Genomic DNA, 24985 nt, shown 5'->3' with positions numbered 1-24985 from the left:
AAAGGACAAAAGTTATGGGATACGAAGTTGATTTTCTCGGTGTGGGTGATGAATCCAAAAGTGGGGATGCGATTGCGATCCGCTTCGGCAATCTCCATGGCGGCCGGGACGAGCAGACGGTGGTAGTGATCGACGGGGGCTTTAAAGATACGGGGGCGACGCTGGTGGCGCATATCAAGGAGCATTTCGGCACGAATCAGGTGGATATTGTGATCAATACTCACCCAGACCAGGACCATATTAATGGCTTGGAGACGGTGTTAGATGAGCTGGATGTGAAAGAGTTGTGGATTCACCAGCCCTGGGAGCACAACCAGGGGCTGGCCCAACACTTCAAAGATGGCCGGGTGAGCGACAACAGCCTTAGCGAACGCTTAAAACAAAACCTGGAAAAGGCTTGGTCACTGGTTCAGCTCGCCGAGTCAAAGGGGGTGGTTATTCGCGAGCCCTTTACCGGTGAGCAGGATACCAGCGGCATACTGAAAGTCTTGGGCCCGTCCCTCGAATATTACGAATCTCTAATCCCCGATTTTGAAGGTATGCCGGAGCGGGCCCCCGTAACCGAAGCAGCACAGAGTATTTTTGATAAGGCTGTGGCCGCTATCAAACGCTTCTTCGCGACCTGGGGTGATGACCAGATCAATGACGAGGGCGTAACTTCCGCGAAAAATAACTCCAGCGTGATCACCCAGCTGGTTATCGATGGGCGCAGGTTACTGTTTACCGGGGATGCAGGGATTCAGGCGCTTGAAATGGCGGCGGACCAAGTGGACGGTTGCACAAGCGGTGCCGAACTCAAGTTGATGCAGATCCCCCATCACGGCAGCAAGCGGAATATCGGCACCACGGTTTTGAACCGCTTGATTGGCGAGCCGGTAATACAAGGAGAGTCTCGCGGCATTACCGCTATTGCCTCAACGGCAAAAGAGGGCGAGCCAAAACACCCGAGAAAGGCGGTGATGAATGCGTTTACCCATCGCGGAGTCAATGTATTGGCCACTCGGGGCCAGGGCATACGGCATCACCACCATGCACCAGATAGAGAGGGGTGGGGTGGCCTTGAGCCAGAGCCCTATCACTACATTTATGAAGATGAGGAGGCTTAAGCATGGCTGGCCTTTCTCCGAAAACGCAAAATACTGCTCCGCTGGCTCTACTGGTATTACTTCAGTTGTTAGTGGTGTACTGCTTAAATACCGCCTCATTCGATATCAATCTACTCACCTCAATCAAGGAGGCCGGCGGGGTGATGCTGGCTATTGGCGTCTTGGCCAGCTGGCTAAGCTATTTACTGCCCACTGGCCTAAAGAACACCCTGGTATTCCTACGCCTGCGGAATGTGCTCCCCGGCCACCGCTTTATTCAGCTGGTGGAGGCCGACCCGCGTATAGATGCCCAGTTGCTCAAAGAGAAAGTGCCGGACTGTGAATCCCTCTCGTCGGACCACAAGGGGCAAAACAGTTACTGGTATCGAGAGTTTTATCGACCTGTAGCTGACCAGCATGAGGTGGCTTCTACGCACAAGTCCTATTTGCTCTACCGGGACGCCGCAACGGTTTCACTGCTGTGCGCCGCAATTTTTGTATTGGCAAAGCTGCTACTGACTGAATCGATGTCTGCGTTTGAGTTGACTTCCGGCACGGTGTTCCCGCTGGCCGCTCTGGGTTTTGCCCTGGCCGCCGGAAATGCTGGGCGCAGGTTAGTGACAACGGCAGTGGCGATTAGTATGGCCAAAGCTGCAATAGCTTCAGATGAGGTAACGGCTTCCAGCTAAACCACTTTATATCTATCGATAGTGTGGACGTTCCCCTGTTTGTGCCACCTCTAAGTATCTGGCGGTCATTGAGGAAGCGCTTCCAATCCGGTGCGCTTTCTTATGCGCCGGAAAAGTGCGCAGATTAATCTCAATATGGTACATATAGGGGGGGGTGGAATACAGAAACGTCCTTGTGTTTTAGGAGATAGGACCCGCATGGAGCACAGCAAGTACGACATTATTGGCGATATTCATGGTCACGGTAGTGCATTGATTGAGTTACTCGATACTCTGGGTTATCGGGAAACAAGCAGTGGTTATGCGCACCCAGAACGCAAAGTTATCTTTCTTGGAGATTTTATCGACCGAGGAGAGCATCTGGTGGAGCATCGCAAGCTCCTAAAGATAGTCATGAGCATGGTAGAAAATGGTCATGCCAAAGCGATTATGGGCAATCACGAGTTTAACGCCCTGGCTTATCACACCGAAGTCAATGGCAAGCCCCTGCGCCCACATACCGATAAAAATACTAAACAGCACCAGGCTTTTTTGAATGAGTACCCTGATAACGATCCAGAAAAATCTCAAGTATTGGATTTCTTCAGGTCATTGCCTCTGTGGCTTGATCTGGGCCCTTTGCGCGCGGTGCATGCTTGCTGGGATGAGAAGAAAATCAATTTTTTAGCATCAAATACAGGTAGGGGCAAGTTAACGTCTGAGCTTTTAGTGCAAGCTAGCTCCCCGGGCAGTGATGCCTTCAATGCGGTGGAAACTTTGCTCAAAGGGTGTGAAATTGAACTGCCTCAAGGAGTGAGTTTTCTGGATAAGGATGGTAATCGCCGCTCTGCTGTCCGCGTTCAATGGTGGAACGCTTCTGGAAAAGCGCTGGGGGAGATAGCGTTGCCGCGTGGTGTTGATATCGGTTCCGCCGCTAGCTTGCCAGTGCCTTTCGATACTCCTCACTATCTCAAAACGGAAAAGCCTTGTTTTATCGGCCACTATTGGCTGAAAGGTGTACCCGCTCCCCTAACGGATAATGTTGCATGTCTAGATTACTCGGTAGCGGGAAATGGCAGGCTGGTCGCCTACCGCTTTGATGGTGAGCAGATACTGCAAAAAGACAAGTTTGTGTTTGTTGCCTAGTTGCTATCCAGTTAAATTCTATTTCTTGGATTTCTCAGTGATGTACTGGGATTAAATGGAGGTTTTAATGAGCGTAGTCGCCGCAGTACCAGCGAAAGAGTGGCTGGTAACATTTCGTATTTTACGCAGAGTCGGTGGGGCAAAGATTCCCGACGGCCGCCCTTTGTTTGGATACCATGTTACCGGTGATGAGTATAGCGAGCTTGCCCAAGTATTAACGGAAGGGTTTGCTGATCGCCACAGTCCTATCCAAAGGTCTTATTGGTACGCCTGTTTTTGTTTGTATGTGGCCGAGTCCTTTCGCCGCAATTACGACGCGAGTGAAGGGGGCTGGTCGTGGAATGGTTTTGAGCGGGCGCTGGGTATTAGCCTGACGCCGTCACAGCGCAGCGAAGCCGTGGAAGAGGGGCTGGTCAAGTATTGGGGGCGTCCCATCCGCAGGCGCACTGCGGGCCGGGATATTCTTGGTTCGCTATTTTCCGAGGGAGGGCTGCCCTGGAAATTGGTACAGCATGATCACCATGGATTCGGTCGGGCGGTACGTGCGGGCCTAAAGAATTTTTATGAAAATCGCGATGCAGGCCGCAGTACCGCAGAGTTCCTTGGTGATTACCTCGCATCTTTACCCCAAAGCTTTCGCAATACGGAAACACGGCAGTTGCTTGCGGGGATTGTTGAGCAGTTAGTCGCTCTGGTAGAAAACCATCCCATCACGGATGAAGAAGACCCGGCAAGCTACCTTGATAAACATGAAGAGGCTTGGCGGCACGGTTTTCCCATTCCCTTGGGGGAAGAAAATGGCAAGCGGCTGGTGAATGACTGGTTGCGCAGGGCTGATCGAAGCCGGGGCGAGCGCCAGCAAAAGGCAAAAGCGCAGCCCTCGATAGCGTGCAGGCATTGGCTGGACCCGGATCATTTTTATAGCCAGGCTTTGATCACAGAAATTACTTTATCTAAGACATTGTGCTTTACAGTGAATCCGTCGTCTCTGCGGAGTACCCGCCTTGAGCTGGGCTTCTATGAAGGGGAGACACTGCTTCACAAGGCGGGGGCACTATACGGCCAACTAATTGGCGAGGGGGAGGAGGGCCTTAAGCTTTCAGTTAATTTTCCCCGTCAATACTATCGACTCTCTCGGCGGCAGTATTCTCTGCCTCTGAAGTTAGCATTTTTGGCTAATGGCCAAGAGATTTATGCTGAAACCATCGCGGAAAGTGCGGTTGCTTTTTCTGAGGTACCGCTGTTATTCGAGAGAGATGATCAGGGTTGGGTTTTGAGCGGTGACGGCTCATGCCGATTCGCCGCCGAGGAAGCCCTTTTGTGGGTACCTTTAACTGCTGAGCTCGAAGGTGAGGGTGCTATTTATCAACATCAGGATAGCCACGGGCGTTGGCTCACGGTAACGAATAGTATTCAAGTTCGATTGGGAGAGGAGCTTTATCGCTTCTCTCCGGGGATGCCAGGTTCAAAGACTGGTGCGGTGCAGCTCAAGGGCCGGGTAATGCTGGACAAGTCCCTGCCAGGAAGTGTGTACCGTGGCTGGCCACAGCTGACTTTGGATACGATCACTAGCAAGAGCACAGCATATTCACGCTACATCAATGGTAAGCGAGTGGTTAGTGAGAGCGCGCCGGATCGCTATGGCGCTTTCCGTTATAAGGTCGCCAATAGTGAGGGCGAGACGATTCTCCTGCGCCGCTTTGGTGTTTTGCCTGAAGATATAACACTCAGCTCATTCCCGGCCTATGCCAGAACTCCGGCCCAGGTTCGAGTCAAAACATCTGCAAATTTACAGGTCCGGGTAAGCGGTGAGGGCATCGATCCCTGTAAAGGTGAGTTTAACAACGGGGCCATAACCGCACCCTTAGAGTATCGCGGCGCTAATCCACCAGCCAAGTTTCGCTTGTCACTTTGCAGTGATGGCGAGGCTCCAGTTGAACTTGAATTGGATTTTCCATTTGAGGGTGTTCGTTTCATTTCCGCTAGTGGAGAAGAAGACACTCCCACAGAGCTGTTGCTTGAGGAATTATTAGGCAGCCAGTTGGTATTGACCAATGGGGCAATGGGACAGCAAGTATTCAATATTCAGTTGCAACTCGCGGGGAGTGGTGCGCAGATCCATCGCTACTACTCGGTAGTCGCATGTGATCGCCCCGTGGCCTTATCACTATTTGCCTTTACCAATGATATTCGCCAAATCCTGGGAGCTACAGGAGACCAAGACAGCTATATCCGTTTTAGTATTGATTCGCAACAGCCTCTAATGCGATTTGATATACGCCGATTTAATGGTCGTCTCGAACGGGAAGGCCACGATAGTTTTCGCCTCCAAGGAGCGCGAGCTACGCGAGTAGGGGAGCCGCGCAAAGCCGAAATAATGCTGCTGTCCGATCCGGCAATGAAGCCAATAGAGCTGGAAGAGACAACTACCTGTGGCGTGGGTATGGGGGCATTTGAACTGCCTGCCAAAATAAAGAGCGATGGCCCATGGCTGATTTATCCAAAACCCGGCGCTGCTGACCAGTTTCGCCCGGTCCTTGTACCTCGTAATCAAGTCGATACGCAAGAGAGGGACATCCATTCCCTACACGCTGCGGCCAAAGCGTTCCACCCCAGGGATAATCCCGCTGTTATTGATAGTCAGATCCAGCGTATGGCTGAAGATCTATCCCACAGTGGCTGGAGCTATTTGGAGGAGTTGTTAGAGAACTTTGATCACTTGCCACTTTCCACATTTGAGGCCTGGAAAGCGTTGGCTCGGAATCTCCGCACCCTGGCACTCGCAACCCTACGGCTAAATTTGGATGAGGCGAAAGCGCTGCGATTCCAAGAGGAGCTTTCGATCATTTGGGAATATATTCCCCTGTCCACTTGGCGAACGTGCTACCAGGGATACTCCAATTGGATAAAGCGTAGCGGTGTCCCACAAACCGTCGTCGACACTATTTTGACACAGCGTAGCCAGATTCTTGAGAGTCTTATTTCTGGCTACAGAGAAGTGTTACCTTATATCCAGGGAGGCGGTTGTGGTGATCTGAAGAGGGTAGCAACTGGTGAACTGTTAAGGCATTTCTTCCAGGAGTTACGCAGAAACCATACTGAAGTGGATAGTTGGCCCAATTATCTGGGTTCAAGCTTGAGACGGTGGGTTTTAGCAAAACAAGTTGACTCTCAGCTGTACGATTACTCGAATACACATGAAACCAATGCGCTGGCTTATTTGCCCGTTTTTCTTGGGTACGTAACAGCAGGGCTAGCTAAGCCTGAGGACTTGGAGGTAAGCCCGGATTTTATGAAGTTCGCTATTCGGGCAATTGCGGACTTCGATCGGCAAGGGTGGTTTATACCCGCTCATGCCTCGGTAACCACATATTTGATGACAGAATGATAGCAGGGAGAGCGTACGATGAAATTTTTTGAGAGTTTAGTCGAGCAGTCACTCAGTCGCGCTAAGCAGTCTACCCTTGGCATTTTGGGGATCAGTGATTCAAATTGGCGAGCTCATATTGAGAGTCAGATGACAGAAGAGTTGGGTGCTGAAGGTTGCTTTTTAGCACCCCCTGTTTTTGAGCACACATTCGGCTGGGCGCCTGCGGATGTCAGCCTCGATAGCCTCTCTGGTGGTTTGCTGGAACCGGAATTGGTGGGAACACTTGCTAACGCAGGCAATGGTTATGGGCTGCCCGGCCATATCTATCCTTATACGCATCAGCTGACTGCGTGGAATACGCTCCTGGACGATCAACCAAAATCGGCTGTAGTTACAAGTGGCACCGGCTCTGGGAAGACCGAGTGCTTTATGATTCCAATTCTTAACGATTTAATCCGCGAGACTAAGCAGGAGGGGCCGTTAGTTGGCGTTAGGGCTCTATTTCTCTATCCGCTCAATGCCTTGATTAATTCTCAGCAAGAGCGCCTGGATGCCTGGACACGAGACTACCAGGAGCGCATTCGTTTTTGTTTGTATAACGGTAATACGGAACATTTTGAGTCCAAGGTGCGTAAAGAGCAGAGTGAGCGACTCAATCAGGTTCTTTCACGCGAGCGCATGCGAAAAAAACCGGCGCCAATCATGCTGACCAACTCCACCATGCTGGAATACATGCTGGTGCGACAAGAAGATGCGCCCATCTTGGAAATCTCTCGCGATGCGCAGTCTTTGCGTTGGATTGTTTTGGATGAGGCGCATACCTATATCGGCTCCCAGGCTGCGGAATTGTCCCTGCTTTTGCGCAGGGTACTTCACGCTTTCGGCCGCGAAGCCAAAGACGTACGATTTGTAGCGACCTCCGCCACAATTGCCGATCAGGATGCGGAAACCAAATTGAAGTCCTATTTGGCTAGCCTGGCCGGAGTGAGTGAGTCTCAGGTGGTGGTGATTGGTGGCCACCGCAGTATTCCGAAATTAGAGATTACTGGTGAAGCTACGTTGGCGACGCGCGATAGCATCAGTAGTATCGAGCACAACTGTGAAGTGTCTCCCGCCCGCTATGAGGCTCTTTCGCACTCTCTTATCGCCTCTCGTCTGCGAAACTCAATAGTGTCAAATAAAGAGGAGAAACCACAGACACTCAACGAGTTAGTTGCAGCGGTTAAGGGGTTGTTACCGGAATTGGGACAGCAGGCCCTACAAAGGGAAGTCCTGGCTTGGATCGACTTGATGAGCGGTACTAAAAAGGAAAATGGTGGCGAGCCATTTTTGAAACTGAGGGCCCATTTCTTTCAGCGCATGCTACACGGGTTGTGGTCCTGTATTGATGCCAGCTGTCCAGAAAAATCCATCCATCTTAAGGGATGGCCGTTTGGTAACTTGTACGTTACTGAAAGGGCCCGTTGTAAATGTGATGCGCCAGTATATGAAGTTGCTCTCTGTAACGATTGCTCAACCCCCCATCTGCTGGCTGAGGACAATAAAGGATTTCTTCAGCAGCGCAGTGTACTTGTGCAAGATGAGTTTGCATTATCAGTCGAGCAGACATTTGAGGATGAGGAAGCGAACAGCCTTTTGAATGAATCTCAGGCCCCGGATTCACAATGGGTGATCGCTTCGCCTTTGACCGCTGGTAGTTTGGCTGGGAAAAATAATCAAGCCCTTAAAATCTATACCGAAGCTAGAGTTGATGCCACCAGTTTAGAAGTTAATATGCTCTCAGCGGAGCGAAATATTAATTTTTTATACTCTAGTGAACAAGAGGCCGGTTGCGGGGCCTGTTCAAACAAGGGTTTTGCTGATCGAAAATTCTATCGCTTATCTTATTTCGGTGCCCCTTTTTATATTAGCAATGCTGTCCCTACAATCCTGGAGTACTGTCCTGACCCGGATAAGAATGATTTGAAGGGCTATTCACCAGAGGAATTGCCTGGCCGTGGCCGCAGGTTGATTACCTTTACTGATAGTCGCCAGGGAACTGCGCGGCTCGCCGTGAAAATGCAGCAAGAGGCTGAGCGCTCCAGTCTGCGTGGGCTTGTATTCGAAGCGCTTCGAAATCAACAGGCGGAGGCCGAAGTGCTGGCCAAGGAAACGTCTCCGGTCATTAGCTACGAGGAGCTTCTAGCCAAAGCTGAAGCTATACCTGACCCCGCTATAAAGCAGATTCTTCTACAGCAAGCAGAATTACAAAAAGAGCAATCGACTACGCCGGAAACGGCTATGAACTTTGATCTATTGGCTCAGGAGCTTGCGGAAAATCCAACAGTTAGCAAGGGTATCGTTCGCTACAACCGCTATGCCAACCCCGAATTATTTAGTAGTGGCGACGAGGCGAACACTATGGGGAGGCTATTGCTGGCCAGAGAGTTCGCCCGTCGCCCCAAAAATCAGAACAGTACTGAAACCTTGGGGATGATTAAAGTTGGCTATAAGGGGTTGGATAGCATTCAGTGTTGCCCAGAATATTGGCAAGATGCAGAAACTCAAGCGCCTGGAGTGAGTAGGCGTCGATTAGACCTCAGTGATTGGCGTGACTTTCTCAAGGTAGCCCTGGATTTCGTAGTTCGTGAAAATACCTATTTGGCACTTGAGGAAAACCTTCGAAACTGGATGGGGGCCCGCTTTACCCCTAAAGCTTTGGTGTCGCCCGATGCAGAGATAGAAGAAAATACTCGAGTAAGAAAGTGGCCCACTGCAAAATCGGGGCCGCATCGTTCTCGCCTGATTAAGTTATTGGAGTTAGCAACCGATAAGGATATTTCACAACAAGCTGACCTAGATGTAATCAACCTATGGTTGAGACAGGCCTGGCAAGACCTGATAAAAGCGCGAATATTGGAGCAGAGCGGTGCTGGCTATGTGCTGAAACTGCGTAAATTGAACTTCTCACTGCCGAATCAGGCTTGGAAGTGTCCAGTTACTGGCAAGCTTTTGGATACGGCCTTTGTTGGCCTGACGCCCTATTTACCGCGAAAATACAGAGAAGGAAGTTTTCATTGCACTCCGCTGACATTGCCAGAGTGGACCAAGCTGGAATCTGCAGAGAGTGGCAAGGACAAGGTTAACAATGTTCGCCAGCTATTGAACGCTGACCCTACGGTGCAAGACTTACGTGCGCAGGGCGTGTGGTCCAACTTATCTGATCGTGTTGCAGAGGGGGGGTACTATTACCGTACGGCGGAACACTCTGCGCAACAGTCATCTGACGCTCTTAAGAGTTATGAGGATCTGTTTAAGTGTGGACAGGTAAACGTACTGAATTGCTCGACCACCATGGAGATGGGGGTAGACATTGGAGGTATATCGGCAGTGGTGATGAACAACGTACCACCACATCCGGCAAACTATTTACAGCGTGCCGGCCGAGCTGGTCGCCGTAGTGAATCGAGAGCAATTGCCTACACGATTTGTAAGAATGACCCGCATAATCAGCGGGCCTTCGCAAACCCCAAGTGGCCTTTTGTATCGGCGATTCCTGCACCCACAATCACCCTCAGCTCTGAACGTATTGTTCAACGGCATGTACACTCTTTGATGTTAGGAATATTCTTAAGAAAGTTCCAACTGACATTTACTGATAATACTAAACTCAATGTTAAGTGGTTCTTTTATGGGCAAGAAGAATCACCGTGTCAAAAATATATTGCCTGGACAAAATCTTTGCCCGTAGAGCTTGAGCAACCTATACAGCGTTTGCTGTGGGGTACAGTGCTTGCAGGTGTTGAACCCCAGTTACTTGTTTCTGAATCTACGGCCAGGTTGGAAAAACTTCAGCAACGCTGGAGTAGTGAATTCGAAAGTTTGATATCAAAGCAAACTGCGGCAAGTGATGAGGCTTATAGAAAAGCTCTAACATTAGAATTAAAGCGGCACGAAGAGGAATACCTGCTGCGCGACTTGGCAGCTCGAGCTTATCTGCCCGGCTATGGATTTCCGACAGATGTTGTCAATATTAATACTTATAATTATGAAGAATTCAGGAATCGTAAAGCTAAGAAGACCAATGCTTCGCGAGAAGATAATATCTTTTGCTATAAAGAAAAGCCGAGTCGTGGATTGGATGTTGCGATTCGAGAGTATGCACCGGGTGGAGAAATTGTTATCGATGGGCGGGTCTATCGCAGCGCAGGCGTCAGTTTACACTGGCACTCAGGGGGTGCGCTAAACGAAGCCCAGAAGTTTGATATTTCCTGGCGGTGTAAGCGTTGCGGTGACTCAGGAGTGCAGGAAAACGCCTTTAGTAATAGTAATGAAATCCATTGCCGGAGTTGTAACCATCCGGTAGCTAATTCAGAGAAAATGTTGGTGTTGAGGCCGGCTGGCTTCCTTACTGACTTTTATGAGAATACGACCAATGACATTACCTCCCAAAAATACATTAGGGTAGAACCTCCCCGCATCAGTGTAACAGGTACTCGTATCACTTTACCGGATAGCCGATTAGGTTATATCCAGTATGGCCATGAGGGAACAGTGTTCCACCATTCATCTGGCGAAAACCAGAATGGTTATGCGATTTGTATGGCTTGCGGGCGTGCGGAATCCATGTTGGCCAATGGAAAAATACCAAAGGCGCTGCAGCCTGGCTCCTATCATCGGCCATTGGGCGGAAAAAAAGGTGCGGATAAATCTAAAACCTGTAGTAACGAAAAAGTAAAACCTAATATTTATCTTGGTTATCAAACTGCGACAGATGTACTTGAGGTCTACCTTAAGAACCCTGCAAATGGTGAGTGGCTACCTAACACTAATGAAGGGCAGTCCATAGCCGCAACTATTGCAGTCGCCCTTCGAGATGAAATTGCTTCAAGGCTTGGGATTGACAGTACCGAAATGGGGTTTGGATTTCGAAAAGACCGAGACCCAGACCAGGGCGCCGAACGTTTTGTCATCCAAGTTTACGATCGTGTCAGTGGAGGTGGGGGGTTCTGCACCTCTGAGGTTGGCAGTATTGCGCAGTTGCTGACCGGCGCGTACAAGCGCCTGTTGTGCTCGGCAAATTGTGAAAATGTCTGTTCTGCTTGCCTGACCGGACAAGATAGCCGCGTAGAGTTGGAGAGTTTGGATCGCCATAGCACGCTGGATTGGCTCAACTCCATAAAACTAATCGAACACCTTGAGATCCCTTCGGAGTTTAACCCGATTCCGGGAGCTCGGCACTGCGCCATAAGTCCGATGGAATGGATGCGGACAAAACTTCAAAGCGGCGCTAATCTAGTGACTGTACGTGTGCCTAGTGAAGAGGTTGATATTAGCCATAAGGATTTCCGTGACCTGATATTGGGATGGAAAGTCATTGATAAAGTTACTGTTAGATTGTTGCTTGAGGACAAAGTTGTTTTGTCTGATGAGCTTAAACATAACTTAAAGCTGCTACATCGCTTAGGCATTGAAATTGCCATGATGCATTCGCCTGTCAAAGAGCAAAGTGTATATATGGGGCTTCAGGTTGGAAACGGCAGCGATGTAGCTACCTTGGTGAGCCATCATCCCAGCACATTGGCTCCGGGAGAAGGGTGGTTGCGAGGGAGCTCAAAGGATGTATTGATCTCCACAGAAGAGTTTTCTGGATTCGAATTTACGCCTATTCCCGGTGATATGTTAAGTGTCAATATTCCTGGGGCGCAAGTTATCGAGTTAAGCAGCGAGTTGAATGGGCGGATGATCAACTTTCATACGCGCTTCGCTCAGTTTCTACAAGAAAAGGTGCCCACACTTCAACAACAATTTAACAATGATCGGGTTAAGAAAATAAACTATAGCGATCGCTACCTGAAGTCCCCTTGGACAATACTGCTACTGGAAAAAATGTTATCGAGCTTCCCTTTAGCGGAGGGGGAAGTAGAGATTCAGACGCTCAGTGTCCGAAGGCAACCCTCATCCCCCTTTATTGATGCAAACTGGAGCGACCCGGATGATCAGCGCGGTGTTATTGCCGAGTGGCTTGGCAATAACCTTGGAGCAAATGTGAATGTGTCTATGGAAGAAAACCCAAGGGACATGTCCCATGGTCGAGTCCTTATTCTAGAATGGGAATCTGGCAAGAGCACTAAGATCTTGTTGGACCAAGGGGTGGGATACTGGAGGAAGGTAGATAGTAAAAATGATCGATTTTACTTCCAGGAGAGCGTTTCACAGCAAATTGAAGCGATCAAGAGCTATCAAAACAGAGCGAGTGTGATTAATGGCGCTACATGGCCAACTTTTATCACTGTGATTACTCGGTGATAAAAGTTGAGTTAGCCAAATCTATTGATAGCTCAATACTAGTTGCGGTCCCTACTTCCTGTTAGCAGGTGGCTGGAAGTAGGGACCGCATCTTGACGTAGGGACTAAATAGTATAATTGTTGGCTGTCAAAACCCCAAAAGGTACCTTATTGGTTCGCTAACAAATTGTTTAACTCCAACAGTGTGAATTGGGCACTAGCGAGCATATATACCAACACCTTCATTGAATTGCCAAAACCGCTAACTTGCCTTTACTTCCTTGGTTTTCTCGAACCAAAAGTTATAGAAGTCTTCAGTCACCAACTGTTCGATATTGGTGGCTTCCTCTCTGGGGCAAAAAACGGTTACCGTGGTTACATCGTGGCCAAGTTCATTAGTCGTAATACAGACTTTGGCATCCGGCCCCGAGAGTTCAACGCCCATGCGATTCTCAATCAGGTTGCAGTAGCGTTCGGCAACTTCACGGAAGGACTCGCAGTGTTCTTTAAGTCGCTCAGAGATAAACTTCTTGGCTTCAAATGGATTCATTCCTTTGCTTTCCCGGGTAATCGAGAAGGTATGCTCGATATACCGGCGCATAAAGTTCAGGTTCTTTACCGGTTGGGTAAAGAAGGCATTGTTAGGGATGTACAGAGTTGTTCCTGTATAGCCATTGCCCAAACCGTGCGGATCGATTTCTAAAAGGGTGGTGCTTAGCCAGTCACTATCGGTGACTTCACCAAATTGATTGCCGACTTTAATCCAGTCTCCCACAGTAAATGAGCGCATGTTTGCCTGATACAAGCCACCAACGAGGCACTGCACCCCCTCTCTAAGTGCCAATACAATTGCCACAGAGAAAGCGGCAATGGATAGGGCAAAGTCCCGGAGTTCGCTTACCCAAATTGCCATCAGGCCAACTACCAACAACAAGTTGCCAAGGTTATGTACGGTATTGATACGGCGGCGCTTATCCGCTTTTTGCCAACTACTTCGTGCTATTACTAGCGTGAGCAGGCCACGTAATAACATCACTACTGAGATCAGGCATATGGTGATAAATAATTTGCTATCCAGGATATGCGCTAAGAACTCTGGTTTCATTCGGGAAAGGGACCTCACAGAAATTACTTGACCACCAATTCATATGGCAACGCCTAGCATCCCTTTATGGAGATAACAGTGCTATGCCGTGTAGGTGGGTGTTAATGGGAGCAAAGAAGGCGGGAATTTATCCCTGGTGCTACATCTTGTAAATAGGATTTTGTAAATACGGATGGACATGGCCAAACAGCAACAACTTTAGGCTGCTTAGCTCTGTAAAGTTAAAAATGCAGGATGTTTCTATCGATAATCCGGGTTAGGAAAGTCGGGCTTACAGCCGGCATCCCAGGCGGAGCGCTGGTTGCCGTGGGCGGGAATGCCCCCAGCATCTTTTATCATTCGCGCCATATGCATCAGATTCCAGGTCATAAAGGTGGTGTTGCGATTGGTAAAGTCGTTTTGTGGACCACCGGAGCCAGGGTCAAGATACGAGGGGCCGGGACCAGCTTCTCCCACCCATGCCGCATCTGCCTGGGGAGGGATAACATAGCCAAGGTGTTGTAGAGAGTAGAGAATATTCATGGCGCAGTGCTTTGCGCCATCTTCATTGCCGGTGATAAGGCAACCTCCCACCCGGCCGTAGTATGCGTACTGGCCTTTGGAGTTCAGGTCAGCTGAGTTCGCATAGAGCCTTTCTATAGTTTGGGTGCAGATAGAGGATTTCTCTCCCAACCAGATCGGCGTGGTTATAACCAGGATGTCTGCGTCTTCAACCCGGCGATAGAGCAGTGGCCACTCATCAGTGTCCCAGCCATGCTCCGTCATATCCGGGTAAACACCAAAAGCGATGTCGTGATCAACAGGGCGTAAAACCTCAACTGAGACTTTGTTGCGTTCCATGATTTCTCTGGATATGCGAATTAGACCGTCTGTATGGGAGAGTTCAGGCGTAGGTTTTAGGGTGCAGTTGAGGAATAGCGCCTTGAGGTCGGAGAAGTCCGACGCACTAGACTTGCAGTCTTCAATTTGCTTTTGATTTAACGTCGTCATTTTGGGCCTCCTTGCCACCACTTAGATAATAGCCTGAGTTCTAATCCGGTGATTTCAAAGAGGATCCGTTGTACTTTACCCAAATAGATCTGCGACACGGTGTTAGTCCATATAACTTACGGGTATCAGGCTTCGACTTATCCATCCAGGGATTACTATTGGCGTGATTCGGCTTGCCCTGGGATTATCTAACCGTAAAGATGCGCCTATATTTGACTGACTACCACCTTGGAAGTCACCATGAAAATAATCAATCAGCTATCACTTCTGTTGCCCTCAGTGCTTCTGACTCTTGTTGCTACTCACGCCAACGCCCAATCGGAAGCCAAAGATTCCCTGGAAGGGGTCTGGTGTGCGATTGAAGGTGAGTCGTTTATTTTTTACGAGCACAGCCCAGACGCCTTTACCTTAGAAAAGGGGCAGATTTGCCGAACTTTTAAAGTTCTCAAGCAAACAGGGGTGGGAGGTGGTGGTCGCTATCTTGAGGTAACGAAGAAGCCGGATGTTAAACACCAACTAACTGCAGTTGAAGAGAAGGTGAATGAGACCACTATAGCTAAGGATATCGGTATCTTTGCCTATATGAAGAGTGGCAATAGAATTCAAGTGGTAGCTGTTGATGTGTCCGATGAGAGCGTTACAAATTTGACTCTCGATGGCAGTGGCACTATGCGAGGTTTTATCGAGGAGGTTACTGCTGATAGTACCGCTAAGAAGGGTCATGAAGCTCATGTTGGTGTGTTGTTTTTTCGGAGGACTTCCTCGTCAATACCCGAGACCTTTGATCAGGACTGGGAATCAATCTTCAATGAGACCCATATCAAGCAATAGATGCGCTGGTATCAACACTTGAGCAGGTGTGTTTGTTATCAAATCTCAAGATACTTTATATGGTTAATCAATGCTTCTAAATACGATTTCAAAATGAAGCTGTGTACGCACTCTTGCTGTAAGATGTCTTAGGTCATGTTGGCTATTTGCAGGCTGAGGCATTGCTCTTTCTATTCTCCAGGCTCGGGATATGCAACAGGGGTATTAATGTTTATGATTGGGTTAAGTGTGACTTATTAATATTGGTTGGGTAGGCTCATAGGAGTCTGAAAAATTCTCATATATATGCTCTGAGATGGCATCTCTCTACCCAAAAGTATATTGAGAAAGTAGGTGGCAGGTGGTACAAGCTATATGTTAACTCTCTTTCTGCTAACAATATTCGCAATCATTACTGGGGTGATATTCGCGTTCAAAAAATTGGTTCGCGTTCACTTTCTTCTAATGCTCTCAATACTTTTTATGGGATCAGTTGTAGTTATCAAGGTATATGAGCAAAGGTTTAACCTCAGTTTTGTTCCGAATGCCCTCCAGGTCAGCTCAATTTCTTATAATGAAGGGGAAGCTTGGGGTTTTGGCCCAGGCGGAAATGAGGTCGGCATTAGGGTCTATCCACTATCTGAAGAAATCGCAAATCAAATTACAGAAGGTGGTATTGAATACTTCAATAGTCTCCCAGCAAATAGAAATAAGGGAGTTAGGCGGGAACGTGAAGTCTATGGATCTTGGAATGAAACACCAATAAAAGAGGAAAAGTACTGGAGGCAAAGAGAGGGAGGGAGCCTTGGTATTTATAACTATCTATGCAGATACGGCTTCTGTATTGATGTCGATGAAGAAATCGTAAAACAGTCAAACGCTATAATAAACAGTCCGGGAAATTACTATGCTTATGGGCGAGTTGGTTTGATTGTTGTGAGCCCAAGTGAAAAGCTTGTTATTTATATGTTCAGCGGGTAGAAGCGCCAAGCAATAAGTGAATCATGTAGATAAGAAGATTCGCGTTGTTGATAGGTAGCTTGCATGTTGCTTCACTCCGTGTGAGTGGAAGAATGCCGAGGAGTTAACGGGTTCTGGGAGATGGTGAATGAATGTAGTAGAAGGTGATTTAATCAAAATGGCACTTGAGGGCCATTTTGATGTCATTGTTCATGGGTGCAATTGCCAGTGCCAAATGGGAAAGGGGATAGCCTTAACTATCAAGAAGCTTTTCCCTGAAGCCTACGCAGCAGACTTGGGTACAGAAAAAGGCTCACGACTTAAGCTGGGTACGTATTCAAGTGCTTACATATCACAGTTAGAGGCCAGTTTTACGGTCGTCAATGCTTACACTCAGTTTCACTGGAAAGGTAAGGGGGTAATGGCTGATTATGAGGCTATACGCAGTGTATTCACCAAAGTTAAGAAAAATTTTCCGGGAAAGAAGATTGGGTATCCTCTAATAGGTGCGGGGCTTGCCGGTGGAGATTGGGAGGTAATTTCCAACATCATAGAAAATGAACTTGAAGGTGAAAATCACACACTTGTTAAGTTTGTGTCGTAACAAGCGCCCAGCAGCCAGACTGATTACTTCCGCACATATACTGCCCGCCTGAAAGGCGGGACTTGCCAGCAGGTCAATAACAGCTTCTTAAGATAGTAGTTCCGACATCTTCTTCATCAAGATAGCTGAGGCGTTGTCGGTAAACTGTTGCCCCTCCTCAATATACTCCCAGACAGTGGCATCACTCTTCCAGCCACCTTGCTTCTTGATCACCTCAAAGCCAACTTTTTCTCGCGCTGCGGAAGTGGACAGGCCTCGGCGAAAGCTGTGGCTGCTGAGTTCGGCAACAAAGTCAAAGCCGCAGACCTCCCCGAGATTTTTCAGTAGATCGTTGATAGCTGTGGGGTTTAACTGTCGACTTTGCACCGTATCCCAGCGATTGACCGACCGAAATACTGGCCCAGTTCTAATGCCACTAACGTCTAGCCAGGACTTAAGTGCTCGTGCGGGGCAGATTTCAGGGGGCCCGTAGGGAAGGGCGCGCATCATTCCTTGACCACTTTGATCCGTTTTTGATTTGGGCAGGCGAATGATCAAGCCTTCCTCCTCCCATATCAGGTCTTCTACCTGGATCGCCACCAACTCACTACGCCGGAAGGCACCGAAGAAACCTACCAGCACCAACGCCAAGTCACGGGCCTTCTTCTTGGAATCTGGTTGAGAGCGCAACTGTCGGGTGAGGGCCGCAATGTGTTCGAGGCTCAGCGCCTTGGCTTTTTGCTTGGGCTTTCCGTGGGTGCGGCGAATACCGCGCATGGTTTTCTGCACCAGCGGTTCAGCGACTGGGTTGGCAATGCCTTGATAAAGGTGCCACTGGCCTATGGCGGTTAGGTGCAAATCCAGAGTGCGTGGGTTCAATTGCTCGGCCCGACTTAATAGATAGCTAACCAGTGAATGGCTATCGGCGGGGAGTCGGCCTCCCCATTTCTCGAACTGGCGAATGGCAGACCGATAGGCTTTGCGAGTGCTGTCTGAAGTCGCTGCTCGCAGGTACTTCTGAATGTCATCCTCAGTCAGAAGTACTCCAGCCCCGTTAGATGTACTGCTGAGCGGGGATTGAGGTTGGATTTTGGTTGAGGTTAGAGGCTGTTTTTTCATGAATTTTGTGTCACCTGAAAAGCACCATTTGTACTGAGAGTACGTTAAATGGGGGCTTTCTTACTTCTATAACCTTCGATAAGAATCATTATCGAAGGTTAGTTAGGTTAATTCAAGAATTGGTTTATTTTTTAATATTATGTATTATTACGTAATACGTAATTTGGTACAAAATAATCTGAGGAATGATTAATGGCGCGCACAGGGGTCACCTATCTGGACATTTTTGAAGCAGCAAAAGCGATTAAGGCCCGGGGCGAGGAGCCGACAGTTGATAGAGTGCGCGCTCATCTGGGGACTGGGAGTAAAAGTACAATTGCGCCGCTTCTGAAGCGGTGGAAAAGCGAGAGTTCCAGCAGCACTGATGTCAGCGGCTTGCCTAAAGATTTGGTGGAGGCACTGAAAGGACTTCATCAGCGTATCCAGGGCGATGCGGACCAAAGAGTGGAGCAGCTTCAGCAGGAATTTGAAGCGAAAGAGCTGGAGATAACAGAGAGACTAAATGAAGCTCAAGAGACCAGTAGCAAGCAAACCGCATTGATTCGCGAGCTGGAGCAGAAGCTTTCAGCTTCTGAAGGTGAGAAGCGCCGCCTCAAAGTTACCCTGGGTGAAACTCAGTCAGAACTGGAAAAAAGTGAGTTTCAATTGGAGCAGGCCTCGGTTCGAGCTGAGGAGCAGAAGGCCTCAATTGAAGAGATGAAGCAGGAGAATCGCGATGTGCGCGAGCACTTTGAGCACTTCCAGCAACGAACAGCTACAGACCGGCAGCACGAGCGAGATCAGTTTCGATCTTCCAGTGAGCAACTTAAGGGGCAGGCGGCCTCACTGACGGAGCAACTTGGGTTGGCGGAACAGAGAATTTCTGAGCAGGATCTCCTGTACAAACAGGGACAGGCATTAATTACTGAACTCAATCGGGAAAAGCAGGAGTTGCGTGAAAATATAGGCGCGGCTCAAGCCGAAGCGGCAAACTACAAGCGGCAGGCTGAAGAGCAGGCAGCAAGCGCTGAATCCCAATCTTCTGAAATTACACGACTACAGGATGAGGTTGCCCGCCTCCAGAGCAGCGGTGTAGGACAAGCGAAAGAGATTCAGCTTCAGCAAGTATCTCTGGAAAGACTGGATGCGGAACTGGGTGCTACGAAAGACCGGATAGAGGCCTTGTCAGACGAGAATCGTATCCTTCTACAGGAGAAGGCAATGCTACAAGGACAGTTTGCTCAACTGGAAAAATCTTTGGGTAAGCAGTAGCTCAGAACCTGCAGGCTGGGGCGGTCGTCAGTTGATAGCCCCAGTTCAATTGGTTGTCACACCTAAACAGATGTGACATCTGTCAAATTGAAATACTTTGACTAGCTGGTACTATTAAAGATAAGTAAAAGCAAATTTAGCTGTAGTTGACCTACCTATCCTTATATAAGCTCTATTCACTAACACCGCATAATAAAGTTCCTTATATAAAGTCCCCCTTGCTTTTATTTGCCGCGGTTTGCAAGGCATTTGGGAGGCAAGTGTTGTCTAGTCATTTCAGAGAAATCATCGATAAACCCACTTTTTTTGGTTCACTGGCGCTGCTGTTGGCAGTGACAATTCCACTGGTGCTGTTCCCCGAAGTTGGTGCCGCCTGGGTTTTAGCCGCTAAAGGTTTCGTCACTGACAAGCTGGGGGTTTTCTATCTGGCACTGGGTGTCGGGGCAATTCTCTTTATGGTCTATATCGTGTTTAGTGATATCGGCCAGATCAAGCTGGGAACACCTGAAGAAAACCCTGAGTTCTCCACCATATCCTGGGCGTCAATGCTGTTTTGTGCCGGCATCGGCGCATCGATTCTCTATTGGTCTATGGTCGAGTGGATCTACTATTACCAAACCCCACCTTTCCAAGTTGAAGGAGGTACACCCGAAGCTGCGCGCTGGGCTGTTGCCTACGGCATTTTTCACTGGGGCCCGCTGGCGTGGTCCATCTACCTGATTCCCGCTCTGCCAATTGCCTACTTCTACTACGTTAGAAATCACAGCGTGCTGAAAATTAGCGAGGCACTGATGCCCGTTTTGGGGGAGCAGCGTGCCCAAGGTGGGATTGGTAAGTTGATCGACGTGCTTTTTATCTTTGGCATGTTGGGCGGTGGCGCTACGACCCTGGGGATAGCCGCGCCGCTGATTACTCAGGGGGCTCATGAACTCTTGGGCGTGCCCACCGGGCTGGGAACCCAGGTTGTAGTGCTGATGATATGCACGGCAATCTTCGGCTATAGCGCTTTTGTTGGGCTTAAGAAAGGTATCCGCGCACTTTCCAACCTGAATATGTGGTTGTCTATTGTGCTGCTTCTGTTTGTTTTCCTGGTTGGCCCCACCTTATTTATGTTGAACACTGGCTTGGATGCCCTGGGTCGTGTCCTGGATAACATCTTCCATATGGCCGCCTGGACTGAGCCATTTGCAGAGTTTGAACAGTTCCCCGACACCCATTTCCCCCAAGACTGGACCATCTTCTATTGGGCGTGGTGGTTGGTTTTCGCTCCCAGTGTCGGCTTGTTTATTGCGCGTATCTCGCGGGGGAGAACCATTAAGACCATGGTGGTCGGCTCCATTTTTTATGGCACCTTAGGCTGTTTCCTGTTCTTTATGGTGTTGGGGAATTACGGCGTCTACTTACAGTTTTCCGGTGAGCTGGATGTGGTTGGGATGCTAAATGAGCAGGGCGCAACTGCCGCAATTTTTGCCACACTCAAGACACTTCCCGGCAGTAAACTGGTGATTCTGGTATATACGGTACTCGCCCTCATCTTTACTGCAACTACATTCGATTCCATCTCATACATTCTTGCTGCTGTTGTGCAGAAAGAGGTCGATGAAGAGCCGGCTAGATGGAACCGCCTGTTCTGGGCATTTGCGCTTTCACTGATGCCGATAACGCTGCTGTTTTTGGGCGGCCTGGATACGCTGCAAACTGCCAGCGTGATCGGTGGCGTGCCGCTTTTAGTTGTTGCTTTGCTGCTGTGCATATCGATTGTGAAAGCCGCTCACTATGACCTGCGCTACCAGCCGAGCTATGAAGAGAAGGAAATCTATATTGAAGAGTTTCCAGAGGATGATCCGTGGACAGAAGAGGGGAATTGGGAGGTTCCGGCCCAGGCGGAGCACGGCGTATCCCACGATGACAAACCCCATATAGAGGGCGATCCGGGAAGCCATCCGTCTCGACTTTAACAGTTGGGCAGCAGGAGGAGGCCGTTTTCACTCCTGCTCTCCATCAAATTCTGATACCACTTTATCGACACAATGTTTTCTGAGGTGAGTAGCGCTTTTTATCGAGTTGCTCTCCTCAAAACAGAGATTCAATTGCTGTGTATATCGGTTAAATAGTTGTTTTGCACTCTCCTTTGGCAAAGTTACAAGGCGGTTAATGAATTGACGGGAACCAACCTGGAAGTGCATATAGTCAATCGGGACATTCCAGTCTCCACCCCAGACAGCGAAGCCATGCCTGGCAAAGATTGTGGTTACATCTTCAGACATCCCCATGCGGGTTGGCTTTCCCGGGCGAAACTTTGCCCGGTTTAAATATCCTTCTGTTGCATCCTTAGGGATTACTTTGGCTCGGGTGTGTTTATCAATATACAGGTAGGGATTTTGTAGGGGGTTAATATCAATAGCAACACCATAAGCGTGCTCAGACCATCTGCTTCCGCCAGTAATAGGCCGGGAATCAAAAGCCAGCGTGTTGTTTCGATCATCTGCCATTCGCTCTTGCAGAGTAAAATATTCGACAGGAATGGCTGACTGTATTGGAAAGCGAGATCGGTAGATCTCGCCAAATAGAGACAGGACGTTCTCGGCAACGATATCAAGTACAACAACAGCGCCTCTGCAGTATAGATCAGCTTCGATGCCAACATTATCCTGAGCAGGGGGATCTAAGAGAGGCGTATAGTTGAAGACGACTCTTTTCAGCCTTTCACAGCCAATAGGGGAGTTGTTCCGAAGAACCTGCCGGAGCTTCATCAGCTCACAGTCTTCTTGGGAAATGTCGTAAACCCCTATCTTTGCTTCAGGTTCAAAATCATTAACATTGATATTCCTATCCTTGTCCTTGGTGCATGCAAATAGCGCCAGGCCCACAATGGCGGCGATAGCCTTCTTATACATATCGCTTCTCGGTATTCCTTTGGGAAAGCCCCGTTTCAAATAGTATTTGAGTATGCACATCCTGTTCACACTTGAATTGCATTTGGCCTGTTAAATCAGCACTCAAAAGGATGCTAATCACGTCATGCCAGCGGTTGGTAAATGGCAGTGCAGTGCTCGCCTTAAAGATTGGCGTCTTTAGTTTCAGCAACTTTGTTCCGGCTGGTCAAAAAATAGCCAGACTGTAATTGATTTAGCTCCCAACTCCTTCCCGTTTTGTAAGAACATCTTTTCAGAAGGAACCCTTGTTGAATAAGGGAACAAAGGATCTCATAGACAAGCCCACCTTTTGGGGCTCTTTTGCATTGCTACTAGTGGCGACAGTGCCCTTGATCCTCTTTCCCGAGGCGGGTTTTTTATGGTTATTGGCAGTTAAAGATCTGGTAACAGAGAAGTTGGGGGTCTTTTATCTCCTGCTAGGCCTAGGTGCGATGTTATTTGTGCTGTATATCGCCTTCAGTGATATCGGCAGGATAAAGTTGGGAGGGGGGAAAGAGGGCCCCGAATTCTCAACTCTATCCTGGGCTGCCATGTTGTTTTCTTCCGGTATTGGCGCCTCTATTTTGTATTGGTCGATGGTTGAATGGATCTACTATTACCAACAGCCGCCGTTCCAGGTTCAAGCAAGCTCAGCTGAAGCTGCGCGCTGGGCAGTTTCCTACGGCATCTTTCACTGGGGGCCACTGGCTTGGTCTATCTATCTAATCCCCGCACTACCAATTGCCTATTACTACTATGTGCGTAAACGCAAGGTTCTCAAGTTGAGCCAAGCGCTCGCGCCAGTATTGGGTGATCGTAGAGTGAGCGGGCCGATTGGCAAGCTTATCGATACTTCTCTGGTATTTGGCATGCTAGGAGGTGCGGCTACACGGCTTGGTATCGCAGCGCCGCTGATTACTTTGGGATTGCACAAGCTATTTGGAATTCCTACTGGGGTGGGATTTCAGGTCGGGGTGCTGATATTTTGTGCGCTATTGTTTGGTTATTGTGCTCTTGTCAGGGTAAAGCAGGGCCTTAGCGTTCTATCAAACTTTACAATTTTTCTCTCGCTTGCCTTGCTGCTCTTCGTGTTTATCGCAGGGCCGACACTATTTATGCTCAATAGTGGGTTGGATTCCCTGGGTAGAGCGTTGCAGAACTTCTTGCAAATGGCCACTTGGACTGAGTCCTTCTCTCATTTTAAACAGTTCCCCAGTACTCGCTTCCCCCAGGACTGGACTGTCTTCTATTGGGCTTGGTGGTTGGTTTTTGCTCCGAGTATTGGCTTATTTATTGCGCGTATCTCCGGAGGGCGGACTATCAAGGCGATGATTCTTGGGTCACTATTTTTTGGAACTTTTGGCTGCTTCTTGTTTTTTATGGTGCTAGGCAACTACGGCGTTTACTTGCATTTTTCGGGCGAGCTGGACTTGGTGCAAATACTGAATCAGCAGGGGGCCAATACCGTGATCTTTGCCGTTTTGGATATGTTGCCCGCGAGCCAGTTAGTTGTGTTGCTGTATACGCTGATCGCACTGGTTTTCACGGTCATTACTTTTGACTCCATATCTCATATTCTTGCCGCAGTTGTGCAGAAAGAGGTTCATGGCGAGCCGCTTCGGTGGAATCGAATTTTCTGGGCCTTCGCGCTGGCAGTAATGCCTATTGCTTTGTTGCTTATTGGCGGGCTGGAAGCATTGCAGGCGGCAAGCATTATCGCTGGTGTCCCTTTGCTGCTAATTGTCCTCTTGCTTTGTATCTCAATGGTTAAAGTTGCACGGCATGACTTGAATTTACACCCAGTTATCCTTGAAAAGGAAATTGTTTTGGTAGGGGTAGCTGAGGAAAGTGCCTGGAGTGGAAATGCTGAATCAGGGCAAGTTGTGATGAGATCTGCAGAGGAGATTAGCGGGGGCGGAAAAGAAGAAGCGCCTTAAGAGCAGACTAGTAAGATATGCCGGGGCTGTCTAAAGCCCCGGCTGCATTTATAGTTTAAAGACTAAAAGTGCGGGCAACAGAGAAGACGATACGCTCGTCAGCAGTGCCTGAGTCGAGAGTGGTATTCTCGGCGGCAATATTGAAATCAAAACCCTCCAGGGAAGTCATATACTCCACTCGGTAGTGGTTGTAAGATTTTTTACCTTCCCAGGTCCAGTTGTCTTTATTGACGGTTGTAGAGCGGTCAGCACTGAAGCGAACGTTGTGTCCTTCTGCAAACTCAAAGGTATGGGCCAGCATCATAATGTAGTGGCCGCCACCCTGGCCAAAGTAATCCCAGCTGTACCAGCCATTGACTTCTGATTCGCCTAGAGCAGAGCTATAGCCAAGCTTGGCATAAGCTTCCGGGTAAGCGTACTCTTCAGAAAGGTCACTATCACCGTGATAGGTGTAATAAGCGAGTCCAGTGTCCAGGCTTACTTTATCGGTAAGCTGCATGAACTTACCTGCATAGAAATCCCACTCCAAGTTGGTATCGTCATCTTCACCGAAGTCTACGTTGGAAGCCCAGGTGCCGATATACCAGCCGTTATCGAACCCGTAGTCCAGACTGGCTTGCAGTGCTGGGTCGTTTTGAGTCTGACTGACGCCGTTAAAGGTGTAGTCAGTAGTCAGATTAACAGTAGAAGACAGCTCCGCTTGGGATTGTTGGGCAAGCACCAGCAGGGAAGCACAGGTCAGTGCAGAAAGTTTCAAGGTTGATTTCATTGTTCAAATA

The 24985-nt window shown here is 48.8% G+C and carries 16 protein-coding genes; 11 read left to right on the top strand and 5 right to left on the bottom strand.

Going from position 1 to position 24985, the window contains the following annotated elements:
• Window positions 1–14: 14 nt before the first annotated feature.
• The 5 genes from ACJJI5_RS12960 to ACJJI5_RS12940 all read left to right on the top strand — a co-directional run bounded on the left by ACJJI5_RS12960 (window position 15) and on the right by ACJJI5_RS12940 (window position 12557).
• The gene (locus ACJJI5_RS12960; RefSeq protein ID WP_445354269.1) at window positions 15–1106 is read left to right on the top strand and encodes a ComEC/Rec2 family competence protein; all 1092 of its coding nucleotides are present in this window, start codon (window positions 15–17) and stop codon (window positions 1104–1106) included.
• A gap of 2 nt (window positions 1107–1108) precedes the next feature.
• Complete coding sequence (locus ACJJI5_RS12955; protein ID WP_445354268.1) at window positions 1109–1774, top strand: hypothetical protein; 666 nt, start codon at window positions 1109–1111, stop codon at window positions 1772–1774.
• A 198-nt stretch (window positions 1775–1972) separates the two neighbouring features.
• Window positions 1973–2899, top strand: coding sequence for a metallophosphoesterase (locus tag ACJJI5_RS12950; protein WP_445354267.1), 927 nt, complete (start codon window positions 1973–1975; stop codon window positions 2897–2899).
• 67 nt (window positions 2900–2966) lie between these two features.
• Window positions 2967–6287, top strand: coding sequence for an STY4851/ECs_5259 family protein (locus tag ACJJI5_RS12945; RefSeq protein WP_445354266.1), 3321 nt, complete (start codon window positions 2967–2969; stop codon window positions 6285–6287).
• Window positions 6288–6305: 18 nt separating this feature from the next.
• A complete protein-coding gene (locus ACJJI5_RS12940; protein ID WP_445354265.1) occupies window positions 6306–12557 on the top strand; it encodes a DEAD/DEAH box helicase family protein in 6252 nt (2083 codons plus the stop codon).
• 241 nt (window positions 12558–12798) lie between these two features.
• On the opposite strand, the gene ACJJI5_RS12935 is transcribed toward ACJJI5_RS12940, so the two are convergent.
• Entirely contained in the window at window positions 12799–13641 is an 843-nt protein-coding gene (locus ACJJI5_RS12935; protein ID WP_445354264.1) for a mechanosensitive ion channel family protein, read from the bottom strand.
• 240 nt (window positions 13642–13881) lie between these two features.
• Complete coding sequence (locus ACJJI5_RS12930) at window positions 13882–14631, bottom strand: flavodoxin family protein (RefSeq protein WP_444913741.1); 750 nt, start codon at window positions 14629–14631, stop codon at window positions 13882–13884.
• Window positions 14632–14871: 240 nt separating this feature from the next.
• Here ACJJI5_RS12930 and ACJJI5_RS12925 point away from each other — a divergent pair, with 240 nt between their 5' ends.
• The 3 genes from ACJJI5_RS12925 (at window position 14872) to ACJJI5_RS12915 (ending at window position 17005) form a co-directional block, all read left to right on the top strand.
• A complete protein-coding gene (locus ACJJI5_RS12925) occupies window positions 14872–15462 on the top strand; it encodes a hypothetical protein (RefSeq protein WP_445354263.1) in 591 nt (196 codons plus the stop codon).
• Between the two features lie 354 nt (window positions 15463–15816).
• Window positions 15817–16422, top strand: coding sequence for a hypothetical protein (locus ACJJI5_RS12920; RefSeq protein WP_445354262.1), 606 nt, complete (start codon window positions 15817–15819; stop codon window positions 16420–16422).
• Between the two features lie 127 nt (window positions 16423–16549).
• Window positions 16550–17005 (top strand): macro domain-containing protein, encoded by a 456-nt coding sequence (locus ACJJI5_RS12915; protein ID WP_445354261.1) that lies wholly within the window; start codon window positions 16550–16552, stop codon window positions 17003–17005.
• Window positions 17006–17092: 87 nt separating this feature from the next.
• On the opposite strand, the gene ACJJI5_RS12910 is transcribed toward ACJJI5_RS12915, so the two are convergent.
• A complete protein-coding gene (locus tag ACJJI5_RS12910) occupies window positions 17093–18103 on the bottom strand; it encodes a tyrosine-type recombinase/integrase (RefSeq protein ID WP_445354260.1) in 1011 nt (336 codons plus the stop codon).
• A 192-nt stretch (window positions 18104–18295) separates the two neighbouring features.
• Here ACJJI5_RS12910 and ACJJI5_RS12905 point away from each other — a divergent pair, with 192 nt between their 5' ends.
• Both ACJJI5_RS12905 and ACJJI5_RS12900 read left to right on the top strand, forming a co-directional pair.
• Entirely contained in the window at window positions 18296–19354 is a 1059-nt protein-coding gene (locus tag ACJJI5_RS12905) for a DNA-binding protein (protein ID WP_445354259.1), read from the top strand.
• A gap of 263 nt (window positions 19355–19617) precedes the next feature.
• Window positions 19618–21312, top strand: coding sequence for a BCCT family transporter (locus ACJJI5_RS12900; RefSeq protein WP_445354258.1), 1695 nt, complete (start codon window positions 19618–19620; stop codon window positions 21310–21312).
• 27 nt (window positions 21313–21339) lie between these two features.
• On the opposite strand, the gene ACJJI5_RS12895 is transcribed toward ACJJI5_RS12900, so the two are convergent.
• Window positions 21340–22251, bottom strand: a complete 912-nt coding sequence (locus tag ACJJI5_RS12895; protein ID WP_445354257.1) for a M15 family metallopeptidase — start codon at window positions 22249–22251, stop codon at window positions 21340–21342.
• A 287-nt stretch (window positions 22252–22538) separates the two neighbouring features.
• Here ACJJI5_RS12895 and ACJJI5_RS12890 point away from each other — a divergent pair, with 287 nt between their 5' ends.
• Window positions 22539–24206: a BCCT family transporter gene (locus tag ACJJI5_RS12890; RefSeq protein WP_445354256.1), complete on the top strand. Its 1668-nt coding sequence runs from the start codon at window positions 22539–22541 to the stop codon at window positions 24204–24206.
• Between the two features lie 55 nt (window positions 24207–24261).
• On the opposite strand, the gene ACJJI5_RS12885 is transcribed toward ACJJI5_RS12890, so the two are convergent.
• Window positions 24262–24975, bottom strand: coding sequence for a TorF family putative porin (locus ACJJI5_RS12885; RefSeq protein WP_444908330.1), 714 nt, complete (start codon window positions 24973–24975; stop codon window positions 24262–24264).
• Window positions 24976–24985: the final 10 nt, after the last annotated feature.

The sequence above is a fragment of the Microbulbifer maximicatervae (SeqCode) genome, assembly GCF_052467955.1.
Note: the sequence above shows the minus strand (reverse complement) of the source record. Positions and strands in the feature narration are given on the sequence as shown.